Source organism: Rhizobium sp. 16-488-2b, assembly GCF_017741815.1.
In the GTDB taxonomy this organism is placed as follows: Bacteria; Pseudomonadota; Alphaproteobacteria; order Rhizobiales; family Rhizobiaceae; genus Rhizobium.
The window spans coordinates 256,965-270,228 of the sequence record NZ_JAGHMF010000008.1; the positions used below are offsets into that span (position 1 = coordinate 256,965).

At 61.2% G+C, this 13,264-nt stretch carries 12 protein-coding genes; 1 reads left to right on the forward strand and 11 read right to left on the reverse strand.

Annotated elements, in window-relative coordinates:
• Positions 1–1,095 carry an ABC transporter ATP-binding protein gene (locus J5286_RS09850; RefSeq protein ID WP_209190172.1) on the reverse strand — a complete coding sequence of 365 codons (1,095 nt, stop codon included), beginning with the start codon at positions 1,093–1,095 and terminating at the stop codon, positions 1–3.
• A 185-nt stretch (positions 1,096–1,280) separates the two neighbouring features.
• Here J5286_RS09850 and J5286_RS09855 point away from each other — a divergent pair, with 185 nt between their 5' ends.
• Positions 1,281–2,291 (forward strand): LacI family DNA-binding transcriptional regulator, encoded by a 1,011-nt coding sequence (locus tag J5286_RS09855; RefSeq protein WP_245205649.1) that lies wholly within the window; start codon positions 1,281–1,283, stop codon positions 2,289–2,291.
• Between the two features lie 155 nt (positions 2,292–2,446).
• Here the strand turns inward: J5286_RS09855 and J5286_RS09860 are convergent, their stop codons facing one another.
• The 10 genes from J5286_RS09860 to J5286_RS09905 form a co-directional block, all read right to left on the reverse strand.
• Positions 2,447–3,961, reverse strand: coding sequence for an aldehyde dehydrogenase family protein (locus J5286_RS09860; protein ID WP_209190173.1), 1,515 nt, complete (start codon positions 3,959–3,961; stop codon positions 2,447–2,449).
• Between the two features lie 144 nt (positions 3,962–4,105).
• Positions 4,106–4,972, reverse strand: coding sequence for an aromatic ring-hydroxylating oxygenase subunit alpha (locus J5286_RS09865; RefSeq protein WP_209190174.1), 867 nt, complete (start codon positions 4,970–4,972; stop codon positions 4,106–4,108).
• A gap of 10 nt (positions 4,973–4,982) precedes the next feature.
• Complete coding sequence (locus J5286_RS09870) at positions 4,983–6,365, reverse strand: amidohydrolase family protein (protein WP_209190175.1); 1,383 nt, start codon at positions 6,363–6,365, stop codon at positions 4,983–4,985.
• A 44-nt stretch (positions 6,366–6,409) separates the two neighbouring features.
• Positions 6,410–7,972, reverse strand: a complete 1,563-nt coding sequence (locus tag J5286_RS09875) for a GMC family oxidoreductase (protein ID WP_209190176.1) — start codon at positions 7,970–7,972, stop codon at positions 6,410–6,412.
• A 31-nt stretch (positions 7,973–8,003) separates the two neighbouring features.
• The gene (locus J5286_RS09880) at positions 8,004–8,612 is read right to left on the reverse strand and encodes a thiamine pyrophosphate-dependent enzyme (RefSeq protein ID WP_209190177.1); all 609 of its coding nucleotides are present in this window, start codon (positions 8,610–8,612) and stop codon (positions 8,004–8,006) included.
• Positions 8,609–9,109: a thiamine pyrophosphate-binding protein gene (locus J5286_RS09885; RefSeq protein ID WP_209190178.1), complete on the reverse strand. Its 501-nt coding sequence runs from the start codon at positions 9,107–9,109 to the stop codon at positions 8,609–8,611. Before J5286_RS09885 ends, J5286_RS09880 begins: the two co-directional genes overlap by 4 nt.
• A gap of 93 nt (positions 9,110–9,202) precedes the next feature.
• The gene (locus tag J5286_RS09890; protein WP_209190179.1) at positions 9,203–10,132 is read right to left on the reverse strand and encodes a LysR family transcriptional regulator; all 930 of its coding nucleotides are present in this window, start codon (positions 10,130–10,132) and stop codon (positions 9,203–9,205) included.
• On the reverse strand, positions 10,132–11,934 hold the full coding sequence (locus tag J5286_RS09895; protein WP_209190180.1) for an adenine deaminase: 1,803 nt from the start codon (positions 11,932–11,934) through the stop codon (positions 10,132–10,134). The genes J5286_RS09890 and J5286_RS09895 overlap by 1 nt, the downstream gene beginning before the upstream one ends.
• 19 nt (positions 11,935–11,953) lie before the next feature.
• Positions 11,954–12,586 (reverse strand): glutathione S-transferase family protein, encoded by a 633-nt coding sequence (locus J5286_RS09900; RefSeq protein ID WP_209190181.1) that lies wholly within the window; start codon positions 12,584–12,586, stop codon positions 11,954–11,956.
• Positions 12,586–13,254 carry a Rieske (2Fe-2S) protein gene (locus tag J5286_RS09905; RefSeq protein ID WP_209190182.1) on the reverse strand — a complete coding sequence of 223 codons (669 nt, stop codon included), beginning with the start codon at positions 13,252–13,254 and terminating at the stop codon, positions 12,586–12,588. The genes J5286_RS09900 and J5286_RS09905 overlap by 1 nt, the downstream gene beginning before the upstream one ends.
• Between the last annotated feature and the right edge of the window lie 10 nt (positions 13,255–13,264).

The window sequence follows — 13,264 nt, forward strand, 5'->3', positions numbered from 1 at the left end:
CTACGCGTTGACGACGACGCCATCCTGCGGCGCCCAGTCGAGCGTCACAGCCTGGCCGAGATGATAGGTGGTCGAGCCGAGCGGGCCATCGGCCTGCCGGTAGACGAAAAGCTCGCGACCGAGAGAGGGAACCGCAACCTGATAAGCGGCATAATTGCCGCGAAAGACCGCTCCGACGATGCGGGCCTCAAAGCCGCTTGCGGCTTCACCTGTTGCCAGCGACATCCTTTCGGGACGAACAGAGAGAAGCTGTCCCTGGCCGGCAGGCCGCCGCTCGGGCAAGGGGAGAGCCATCAAGCCTTGTGGTCCGGGAACCTTCAGCGTTGCGCCGTCTTCACCGACCGCGCCTTCAAAAATGTTCGACGTCCCGAGAAACTCGGCGACAAAGCGGCTCTTCGGCCTGTCGTAGATATCCGTCGGCGCACCTATCTGCAGAATACGTCCGCCGTTCATCACCGCCACCTGATCGGCCATCGACATGGCCTCTTCCTGATCGTGGGTGACGAGAAGCGCCGTGATGCCAAGACGCTGCTGCATGCCGCGGATTTCGAACTGCATGCTTTCACGCAGCGACTTGTCGAGCGCGCCAAGCGGTTCGTCGAGCAGCAAAACCTTCGGATTGACCACCAGGGAGCGCGCCAGCGCGACGCGCTGCTGCTGGCCGCCCGACAGTTTTGACGGATAAACGTCGCCGCGCCCCCGAAGCTGCACGAGATCGAGCATTTCCGCGACCTTGCCGTCACGCTCCACCCTCGGCATGCCGGCCATGCGCAGACCGAAACCGATGTTTTCGGCAACCGTGCGATGCGGAAACAGGCTGTAGTTCTGAAACACCATGCCGAGATGGCGCTTGTGCGGTGGCAGCTGCGAAATCTCGTCGCCGCCAATCTTCACCGATCCGGAATCCGGCGCCTCGAAACCGGCGACCATGCGCAGCGTCGTCGTCTTGCCGCAACCCGACGGCCCGAGCAGGGCAACCAGCTCGCCTGCCGACACATGCAGGTCAAGATTCTTGACGGCAGTGACTTTTCCGTAGGATTTGTGGATCCCCGCCAGCAACAGACCCGTATCGCTCTCAAGCCCTGCTACTGTCATGAATAGTTCCCGGCCTCTCGCATCCGCCCCAAATTCGAAACAGACATACTGCTATCTTCGCTTTGTAGCGCTACAATATTCTGCACCTGACTTCTGTCAAGGATTGCTTTTCTCATTTTGCCGTCATTTATAGCAGTGCATATTTCGTGATCACTTAGATGTAGAATTAAGCTCAAGGCCACACCATGACGAAGCCCCGGAACGATGAAACTGTCACGATGCAATCGGTCGCCGTAGCGGCCGGCGTATCGCCGATGACGGTTTCAAACACGTTCCGCTACCCCGAACGCGTGCAGGAGGAAACCCGCCAGCGTGTGCTGAAGATCGCCTCCGAACTGGGGTATGTGCCGAACCACGCCGCCGGCAATCTTGCGTCTGGCCAGAGCCGCGTCATCGGCGCCGTCATTCCCTCGATCAAGAACTCGAGCTTTTACAACTATGTTCGCGGCATGCAGGATCGCGTGACAAGCCAAGGCTATCAATTGATTTTGAAATTGGCGGACACGGTTAACCAGGAAGCGGCGGCGATCCGAACATTTGTCGGCTTGCGTGTCGCCGGCATCGCCCTCGTTGGCGACGAACATGAGATGGATGCCTTGACCCTCTTGCGCAAGACAGGAACTCCGGTCGTTGAGTCCTGGGTATATAATAACCCCTTTGACATGGCCGTCGGCTATTCGACCGCTGATGCAACGCATGCAATTACGTCGCTTCTTATCGAGACGGGGCGCCAGCGGATCGGGTTTGTAGCCTATGACAGCGATGTTTCCCGTCGCTATACCGAGCGTGTGCCGGTTTTCAAGCGATGCGTGGAACGCGCTGGGCTTGGCAGCCACCGGATTGTTCTTGTCGATGAAGCAGATGGGTTCAGTGCCGGAGCAAAAGCGCTTGAAAGGTTATGCGCGATCGATCCAGACGTCGACGCAATCATCTGCCCTACAGACATTGTGGCCGCTGGTGTCCTGTTTGAATGCGGCCGCCGTGGTTGGAAGGTTCCCGACCGCCTAGCGGTCGCCGGCTGGGGCGATTATGAGATTGCTTCGGAAATCACGCCCGGAATTACGACACTACAGCCTCATACATATGAGATGGGACAGCGGGCGATGACAATGATCATGGAGCGCGCGAGCGGCATCGACCACCGCGGGGTAAGCCACGACACTGGTTTCCAGGTCCTTCGGCGGGAAAGCGCTTGATAGCACACGTGAGATCTCCGTTTCCGTCAGCACTGCTGGCACAGACTGCCGGGCGGATCCGACAACGAGTTGGCCGTCTTCCAATGCGCTGAAAATTTTCCTCGTCGGGATGACCGATGGAACGGAACAGCCGCTGCCATCGGACGTCATGTATCTCATATTACCGCGCAGACAGTCTTGAGCTCCAAATAGTTTTCCAGGCCCGGAGCACCATTCTCATACCCCCACCCCGATTGCTTGTGTCCGCCCTTGGGAAGTTCCGGCGAGAAATAGGAGTGGCAGTTGATCCAGACCGTGCCGGAACGAACCCGAGCGGACAGCCGATGTGCGGCACTGAGGTCGGCCGTCCAAACGCTTGCGGCAAGCCCATAGGGTGAATCGTTGGCGTAGCTGATCGCCTCATCGACATCGTCGAACGGGGTGACCGCGACCACGGGCCCGAAGATTTCCTCCTGCATCATCCGCAAATCCTGGCGCACACCTGTAACGACAGTTGGCCGATAGAAGGTCTTTTCCTCGCCCACTTGTGCGCCACCGGCGATGATCTCCACTCCCTCATTCGTCGCTTCGCTGATGAAGCCGGCGACACGATCGGCCTGCTTGCGGTTAACCAGCGGCCCCAGGTCGGTCTGCGGATCGAGACCGTGCCCGAGCTTCAGCTTGTCGGCCTCTCGAGCAAGTCCTTCCACTAGCTGCTCATAGACAGCGCGATGCGCATAGACTCTCGAGCCTGCGACACAGACTTGCCCAGCGTTGGCAAAGATGCCGCGCGCTATGCCGGGTATGGCGAGATCCATATCAGCATCCGACATAACAATAGCCGGTGACTTGCCGCCAAGCTCGAGCGTTAGCTTTTTCAGGTTGCCCCGCGCCGCGCCGACGATCAGCTTTCCGACCTCGGTGGAGCCGGTGAAGGCCACCTTGTCGACGTCGGGATGGCCCGTGAGTGCCGCGCCTGCCGCTTCGCCAAGGCCTGTAACGATGTTGACAACGCCGGCCGGCAATCCGGCCTCGATCATCAATTCACCGAGCCGGAGGGCTGTCAGCGACGTTTCCTCGGCAGGCTTTAGAACGACGGTGCAACCGGCCGCCAGCGCGGGCGCGAGCTTCATCGCCGCCATCAGCATTGGCGAATTCCACGGCGTGATCGCCGCGACCACACCGATGGGTTCCCGCGTCGTATAGGCGAATATCTTTCTGCCGGCAGGTTGGTAGCCGATCGATGTCGGGATGGTCTTGCCCAGGATCTTGGTCGCAAATCCTGCAAAGTAACGAAACTGCTCGGCCGCCGCCGGAATTTCGCCAAAGCGACCGGTTTTCAGAGATTTGCCCTGATCAAGCGTCTCCAGTTCGGCAAGCTCGTCCGCATGGGCGTCGATGAGATCCGCAATCCGCCACAGCAGTTTTCCACGTGCCGACGGGGTAAGCCCGCGCCAGGCGTCGCTCTCGAAAGCTCGCCGGGCAGCGGCGACGGCGGCATTGACATCGGCCTCACCTGCCGCCGCCAGTTCCGCCAACAGGCGACCGTTGGCGGGGTCATATGTCGTAAAGGTCTGGCCGGACGACGCGTCGAACCATGCGCCGTCGATCAGAAGCGTTTTGCGCTGCTTGGACAGAAACGCTCGAGCACCCTGGGTGGAGGGTTCAAGGGAGGGGATGGACAAGGTCATGATTGATGGTCTCCGGTACTTTCGACCGATCGAGTGGTGCGAAGTCTGTCTGCGGCGCTGAGTGCGCAGCGTATGATGGAATGATAGCCGGTGTTTGCCGCAAGGCTGTCGGACGAAGCACGGAGAGTTTGCCCGTTGTCATGCTCAGGGTGCTCCGATCGTGCCGAAGCGCACGCCCTTTTCCTTCAGCCAGCGCCTGTAGGCGACGGAAGAGCTGTCCGCGCGTGTTGGAATCTCCTGCCGCGGCTCGAGCGGCAGAAGCAGCGGGCGCTGATTTTCGACGATGATGCGATCCTGAAGGAAGATGACCTGCTCGAAATTGAGCAGAGCCGTCTGTGTCGAGCTGCTGTCGACGAGATACATGACCGGCTGTGCGCGGCAGAGGTCTTCTTCGATCGGGTGGATGAAGAGCGCGATTGCATCGAGCCGGTCGGGTGCAGTCGGACATACCCGATAGAGCATGACGACGAAGGGCGTGGGCACGCGATACGTAAGCTGCACGAAAGCGCCCTCGCTTTCGATTGCGGCAATGCGTGGCTGGAAGAACGTGCAGTTCGTCGCCCAGACCTCATCGACGTCGCGACGGATTTCGCTGAGATAGCCAGGCACCTCGGTATGCGGTTCGGATCCGAGGATATCCGTGTGGACGAATGGAAAATGCGCCATGTCGAGAAAGTTCTCGACGACCCTCAGTCCGGAGGCGCGCATCTTCACCCAGCCACACGGCACGAAGCGGCGGTCGCTTTCGAAGGCTTCGGCAATGTCGAAGACCTCCTTGTTGGGTTGCCCGAGCGTCGTCCATACACAACCATATTTCTCGCGGACCGGAAGTGCTGGACCGGAAGGCCAGCCGGCATCGATCTCGCGAATGACCACCTCACCGTTTTCTCGGCGGAAAAGCTCGATGTCCTGTCCCAGCAGGCGCGTGCGGATCGGCGTTGTAGTCAGGTCCGACGAGGTTTCGACGGCGTACCATTCGTTCAGTGCCGCGCGGTCGGTCGTCTTCGCCACAGCCGCCTCCTCAGCTCGCCTTGGTCCATTGTGCGGTGCCTTCGCGGTTCTCGGCCAGCCAGGCTGCGCGGCGGGCAAAATGCGGTGATGCAATGCGGTGGACCTCGGCGATGATCTCCTTGAGATCGCCGGTCTTCAGCTTGCCGTCTTCGACAAGGACCTTGCCATCGACCATTGTGAGGCTGACGTCGCCGCCACGCACGGCATGGACGAGATTGTGTTGCAGGTTGAAGTAAGGTCCCTCGCCGAAAAGCGGCGTCATGCGCGGCGTGTCGGTGCGCACGGCGATCAGATCGGCACGCTTGCCCGGCTCGAGCGAGCCGATCTCGTGGTCGAGCCCGATCGCCCTGGCGCCGGTTATGGTCGCCATGCGCAGCACGTCCCAGCTGTCCATGGCGGCGGCATCAAGGTCTTTCAGCTTGCCGAGCAGGGAAGCAACCTTCATTTCCTCGAACATGTCGAAGTTGTTGTTTTCCTTCTCGCCATCCGTGCCGATACCAACAGGAACGCCGGCGGCAAGCATCTCTCCCACCAGGGCGACGCCGCTGGCGAGTTTCATGTTGCTAACGGGGTTGTGGGCGATCGAGACATTGTATTTCGAAATGAACTCCACCTCCGCGGAATCCAGCCAGACGCCATGCGCGATCATGGTGCGCGGCGCCTCGAAGAAACCGAGATCCGCCAGCGCGTACATCGGGCGCTTGCCGTAGCGCTTGTCGAATTCGGCAAGCTCGATTTCTGCTTCGCTGCAGTGGGTATGGAAACCGGTGTCATGGGTCTTTGCGAGCTGGATCGCGCGCTGCTGGCCCGCCTCGTCGGCATAGAACAGGTGCTCCAATCCCACCCAGACATTCACGCGGCCATCGGCCTTCCGGTGCCAAGCCTCGATCATCGCCTCGTTCATGTCGAGCGTATCGAAGTAGTTATATTCCGGATGTTCGCCGACATAAGGCACGGCCACGAGGCGGTTGCCAATCGCGCAGGCGGCCTTGGCGCTGCCCTCCATGAACCGCCACATGTCGACAATGGTCGTCGTGCCGGCGAGGACGGATTCGGCGTAGCAGAGCCAGGATGCGGCCTCGGCTTCATGCGGCTGAAGGGCCCGATGCATCGGGTTGATATGCAGCGTCAGCCAGTCCCATACCGGCAGGTGTTCCGCCGTACCCCGTAGAAAACCGGAATGCGCGTGAGCGTTGACCAGTCCCGGCATGATTACGGAGTTGGCGACTTTCCTGACCGGGACGTCGGGATTGGCGGCAACAAGCTCGCCAAGCGGGGCGACTGCTTCGATAACGCCGCCGTCGATAAGGACAGCGCCACCCGACACGACGCGGTTTTCAATGTCCATCGTCAAAAGGTAGTCGCCGGCGACAATCTGCTTATCCGTGCTCATGCCATCATCCAGTTCGTTTCGGGTTCATGCCGTACATGCAAGTTTCAGGCCTCCTCGAGAACGAAGTCGGCGGCGCGTTCGCCGATCATCGTTACCGGCGCATGGGTATGGCAGGTGGGGATGATCGGCATGACGGAGGCATCTGCGATGCTCAGCCCATCGATACCGCGCACCCGCAGCCTGCTGTCGACGACGGCTGCCTCGCTGCTGCCCATCGCACAGGTGCCGCTGACATGGAAAAACGTCGAGCAGGCATTCCTGATGTAGTCGACTGTTGCAGCCCGAGAGAGCCGCCGCGATGGTGCCGCGTAGCCGCCGAACCAATCGGCATAGGTTCGTGTCGCGGCAAGCTCCATCATTGTTTCGACAGCGGTTACCAGCGCATCGAGGTCGCCTTGTTCCGCCAGATAGTTTGGCTGGATCTCGACCGCGCCGCCGGGTGCCGCCGACAGCAACCGCATGTAGCCGACGCTCTTCGAGTGCATCAGTCCGCAGCCGATTGAGAACACATCGCCCGATAGGTCATAGAGTTCGCGAATGCGCGGTTCAGCGCTGTTGCCTTGCACCGGAAAGGCATGCAGGTCCGGCTGGGCCAAAGCGGCAGACGATTTCCAGTTGATGGCCGCGCCGCCGCCATTGTCGCGCACCGGGCCCAGCGGTTGCTTGGCACGAAACACGCAGGCCTGGACCAGCGGGTGATCCTGGAGGTTTTGGCCGACGCCGGGAAGAGCAAGGCGGACATCAATACCAAGCCGCTTCAACTCCGCGGGATCGCCGATGCCCGACATCATCAAGAGCCGCGGCGTGTCGATCGCGCCAAGCGCCAGGATGACATGCGTGGTTGCTCGGACCTCCCGCACCTCTCCCGCGTGGAGGTATTCGACCGACACGCAGCGACCATTTTCGACGCCGAGACCGATCGCCAGCGCATCGGTCAGGATCGTCAGACGTTCATTTTCGAAGATCGGCCAGAGGTAGCCTCTCGCCGAACTCCAGCGTTCGCCTGACGACATGTTGAGGTTGGAAAGCGCCGCCCCTTCGTTGGACGGGCCATTGGGGTCGTCGATGATGGGGATGCCGAGTTCCGCGGAACCGCCAAGCATGGCTTCGGCGACTGGATGAGGCGCTTTGCTGCGCTCGATGCGCAGAGGACCACCGACGCCGCGCAGTTCGGATGCGCCGCCTTCCCAGTCCTCGGCACGCTTGAAATAGGGCAGGACGTCCTTGAACGACCAGCCTTGCGCACCGACCGCCTCCCAGCCGTCGTAGTCGCGCGGGTCTCCACGATACCACATCATTGCGTTGATGCTGCTCGAACCACCAAGTACCTTGCCGCGCGGAATGCCTATGGTCCGGTCATTGACGCGCTGGTTCGGCGCGTAGTCGTATCCCCAGTCATATCTGCTGCGCCCCAGCGGCACCCAGGAGGCCGGATTGTCGATTTCGGCAACGCCGATGCCGGGGCCGCCTGCTTCGATCAGCAAAACAGTTGCATCGCTGCCGTCGATCAGCCGCCGCGCAACCGCGCAGCCACCCGAGCCGGCGCCTACGACGATATAGTCGTAGGCTGCGGCAATGGGCTTTGTCGGGATAGCAGGAGCAGGCATTGGATGCGGCATTCCTTATCTTCGCTGGGTCTCAGTTGTGTTCGCTGGGGCCCATGATGACGATGCCTTCGGTCGCCTCGACATGGCGCACGAAGATGTACTTGTCCTCGCGACCGTCGCTGTGCTTGCGCTTGATATTCGGCTGGACCGTGCCAGCGACCTTGGCGACGACGACATAGGGAACGTCCGCCTTGAGACCCGCTTCGCAATGCGCCTCGAATTCGTCCAGCGTTCGGGCGGTATGGGCCTGTTCGACCCCTGCCCCGCGCGCGATGGTAGCGATGTTGATGCGGCCGGAGGCCGTGTGGGTCGGTGGTCCGCCGATCGACTGGTAGCACTCGTTGTCCCAGACGACGACGAAGAGGTTTTTCGGCTGCTCGTTGCCGAGCGTGGCCAGGATGCCGAGATTGAACATCATTCCGCCATCGGTATCGAGGGAGACGATGCGGCGCTGCGGCAGACCGGCTGCCAGGCCGAAGGCCTGCGGCGTAACGCAGCCGAGCTGCTGCTGGAACAGACTTGCTTCGCGCATGTGCGGCGCGGCGTTGTACCATTCGTCGACGCTGGCGCCGAGCGAGAGAATGACCAGTTCGTCCTTCAGCCGGGCGGAAAGGACCATCATGCAATCGAAGCGCTTCATCGAACGATCTCCCCGCCCAGAGCCACGGCCGAATGGTAGTAGGCGGCATAGGACCATTCATACGCGTCGGCGATCGCCCGCTCGATGCGTTCTTCCTCGCGCACCACCTGATAGGGAATGCGCAGCGCGTTGAGCACCGGCTCCATGGTGATGCCGTGAGGAATGGCCCACCAGTTGTTTTCCCCCATCTCACCGCGATAGCTCATCAGCATGACGACAGGGATGCCGGCGCCGAGACCCATGCGGGCGAGCGGCTCGACCGACGCCCGCAGGCCGGAGTTCTCCATGATCAACGCCGCGCGCTTTCCAGACAGGAACACACCGCCACAGATGGCCGCGCCCTCACCCTCGTTGGTGACCCGGATGGTACGGATATCAGGGTCGGCGTCGAGGGCTGGATACAACTCCTTGAAGAGGGAATCGGGAAGGTAACAAACAATGCTCACGCCGGCCTTCTTCAGGCCCCGGATGATGGCATCAACTGCAGATTTTTTCATGGTGCGTCCTCATTTCGGGGCGAAGGTCGCAAACTGAAGATGTTCCGAATAGTCTGTAATTTCCGATCCAAGTGATGCGTTCAACGCAACAACTCATATCCCTCTCTCGCCCAAGCGCTCGATCGCCTGCGACAGCAGCTTGCCGAGAGCGGAGGCCGCGTCGGACATCTCCTTTTCCGAGCGCGACAAAAGCATCAGCTTGCGCGGGCTGAGCTTGGGATCACGCAGCGGTATGAATGTCAGCGTTCCGTCGGCGATCTCCTGCTCGATGCCGACACGCGTCTGCAAGACCGTGCCAAGGTTACGCTTGGCGAGATCCACCATCAGGCCAATCGAATTGGTGCGGCTGCGTTGCTTGATGTCTACCAGCGAGCGGCTGAAGGCTTCTTCGAGCCAGGCACCAAGCGTCAGGCTGGAGTCCGACAGAATGACGCGTTCGCCCGCAAGATCGAACAGTCGCAGTTCCTCCCTCTCGGCAAAGCGACTGTCGGGCAAGGCGAGGACGCCGAGCGGCAACGACACTGTTGCGATCCGTCGAACATTGCGAGGCACCTTGATATCGAACACCACGGCGAGATCGCACTCACCCTCGGCCACCGCATTGACGGCTTGCTGCGAACCCATGACGCCGACGTTCACGGTGACGCCGGGGTGGCGCTGCCAGAACTCCTGAAGCACATCCGGCATCAGGCCGCGCGACACGCTCTCGATCACGGCGACGGAGACGGTTCCGCGATGCAGGCCATGCAGATCGGTGATTTCGCTGCAGGCGCGGTTCAACTCGGAGAGACTGAGACGGGCGCGGTAAAGCATGAGCTCACCGGCACTCGTCAGCTTGAGGCGCTGGCGCACGCGTTCGAACAGGGATGTGCCAAGTTCGTCCTCCAGTTGCCGCAGGATACGGCTTACCGAGGACGGCGCAATATTGAGAGCCTGGGCGGCCTGGCGGATCGAGCCAAGCCTTGCAACCAGCTGGAAGTAGTGGATGCGGGTTGCAACAAGGCCCAGGCGGTATGGATCCATCAGATCGTCTCGAAGAGTGGCTGGATCGCCATTTCAGGCACCAGAACGAGACCTTTGTCGGTGATGCGGATCTCCGGTATGACAGACAAGGGGATCAGGTTGAAGCCCATGTAGGCGATCGTGCACTCCGCCTTTTCCCATTCGATCTTCAGTGCTTTGACCTCCTCGGCGACTTCGTGCACGCGCTTGTCTGAGAGAAGTCCTGCGATGGGCAATGGCACCATGGCGGTAACCTTGCCATCCATGACGACGCAGACGCCGCCCTGCTTTTCCTCGATCGCCTGCATGGCGACCTGCATGTCTGCCTCGTCGGTGCCCGCCACGATGATATTGTGGCTGTCGTGTCCGACAGACGAGGCCACCGCACCCCTCTTGAGCCCGAAACTGTGCAGGAGACCGTGAGCGACGTTACCTGGGGATTTGCCGTGGCGCTCGACGACGGTGACGAAGCAGAGGCCGTGACGATCGAAATGGGTCTGCCAGTCATTGGCAGGTTCCAGCGTGACCTTGGAATGGCCAAGCGTGATGCCGGGCAGTTCGGTCTTGATGGTGTGGGCGATGACCGGTTCGGTCGGGAGGTCGGGGGTCAGCTTGAGATTTTTCGGCAGTTTGACCGTGTGATAGGCAGCATCAGGATAGCGATAGGGCTTGGACAGCGCCTCCTCGAGAACGGGTGTCACCTTGCGGTCTTCGACGACCAGTTCGCCGCCGTACCATGTGTTTACCGGCTTCAGGTCGTCGGTGAGCAGGACGAGGTCTGCCCGCCGACCGCCGCCGAGGCCACCGATGTCGTTTTCCATGCCGAAGCGCGTTGCCCCATGCAGCGAGCCCATGGCCCAGGCTTGTTCCGGGGTCATGCCCGCCTTGACGGCTTCGCGCGTCACCCAGTCGAGGCCAAAGAGCAGCAGGTCGTCGGCATCCCGGTCGTCGGTGCAGACCGCAATGCGCTTATGCGAGGCGCCAAGCTCGGTGATCGTCTTGATAGCGTGCGGCAGGCTGTGCCACGGCGTCGTGGGCGGGCCACCTCGCAGGAACAGCCAGATGCCGGCTTCCAGCAAGTCGTCTGCGATGTCGCGATCAATTGCCTCGTGTGTGTCGGTGACGCCGGCTGCGGCATAGGCGGAAACGAATTCGCGGCCGTAAACATGGCCGGAGACCGGGCGTCCGCGCTGCAGTGCCGCGGCCAAAATCGCATGGCTGCGCTCGTCGCCCATCGCGACCTGTACGAAATCCATCTTCTCGCCCAAGGCCACGGCTTCCGGCCATTTATCGAAGAGGGTGGCGATCTTGTCGGGCGTCAGATCGCCGCCGGCGGTCTCAAGCTGCGGGGAAGTCGCCGGCACGGTGCTCGGGACCGTGAGGAAGATCGACAAGGGCGCATGGCGCGCGTCTTCCAGCATCGCCTCGACGCCGACGACATCCATCACGTTGCCAATCTCGTGGCTGTCGCAAAAGATCGTGGTTGTGCCGTTGAGAAGTGCTGCCTCCGCGTAAGCGCAGGCGGTCACCATGCTGGATTCGATGTGGATATGCGGATCAACTAGGCCCGGCGCGATGATGCCACCGCGCGCGTCATAGAGTTTGGCCGTCCCCCCTCGGTAGGTGCCCGAGCGCTTCACCGCCGCGATACGCCCATTCGAAACCCAGATTTCCTTGTCGCCGAGGATGCGCTCGGAATAGGTCGACAGCACGCGCGCTCCCTGGATGACGAGGTCCGGATCGGACCGCCCGAAGGCGACGTCGGCCAAAGTGCGTGTCAGTGTCGAAAGCGGTTGCACGGAAAAACGGGTCAAAGGGCTCATGAAAACTCCGATCGGAAAATCAGTGGTAGTCGGGAATGCCCGGCATCGTGTGGAAGCCCTTCAAGGTGCGGAAACGGCGGATCCAACGGCGAAGCGCAGGATATTCATCGTGTTCGACGCCATAGTCGCGGCTGAGCGCGAAGGAAGGAAAGAGCGCCAGATCCGCGACTGTCGGCCCATCGCCGACGAACCACTCCCTACCGTCGAAGTGACGCGCGGTCATGTGGTCGTCCATGATGCGAAACGCCTTGCGCGCGGCCTGACGTAGTGCGGCTGCATCGCCTGATGTGTCGAACAGCGCCTGCAGTCGGGCTTCGACGGCGGGGGCGATAGCTGTCTCGCTGAAGCCGAGCCATTTCGCCACGGCGGCAAAGGATGCCGGTTCTTCCGGCAGCCATTTTCCGGCCGGATCGTAGGCCTTGGCGAGATAGAGCAGGATTGCCGCGGTGCCATGCAGCACAAGGTCGCCATCGCGAACGACGGGGAGCGTACCCAGCGGGTTCAGTGCCAGCATCGCGGGCTTTTTCTGCTCCGCGCCAGGGAACATATCAACCGCAATTGTCGTCCACTCAAGGCCCAGCATAGAAAGTGCCAGACGCGCGCGATAGCTCTGTTCGTCGAGTTCGTAGTTGTAGAGCGTGATATCAGACATCAGGCGACCTCTGCCACACGCTGCTCAGCCTCGAGCTCGAACCTTAGTCTCTCGGCCCATTGCGCGTAGTGCTTCTGCTTCGCACCGCCATAAACCGCGATAGAGCCGCAAAGGACTATGTGAACGGCAGTCTTGGCCTCGGTCGTTGCCTGAAATGCGACAAACAGGACGTCGTCGCCATGGACGACTTTGCCGGCATTGATGCCGAGGCCCGTCATTCCAGCCGTCTCGAAGGCGGCAACGACGTCATCGATCGGTCGATCTACATAGAGGCTGCGTACCGGCGTGATCTCCGTAGCACCGGCCTCCGGGATTGCCGCATCCTCTGCCGTCGTCGTCCATATGATGCCGTACTTCTCTTCGACGCGGTAGATCGGAACCTTGATCGTCTGCGGAACGTCGAGTGTGGGGTGCGCCGGGATGTAGCGGCACTGCCCCGCCGTATCGTATTGCCAGCCGTGATAGAGGCAGGCGATATGATCGCCGCGCACGAACCCGAAGCTGAGCCGCATACCGCGATGCGGACAGCGGTCCTCCCAGGCATGTGCATTGCCGCTATTGTCGCGCCAGAGGACGATTTCGCTGCCTTCGATCGTTGTGCCCGCCGATGTCCCGGCTTCGATCGACGATGACAGCCCGACCGGTACCCATCCCTCACTCAGTTTCATAATTTGCTCC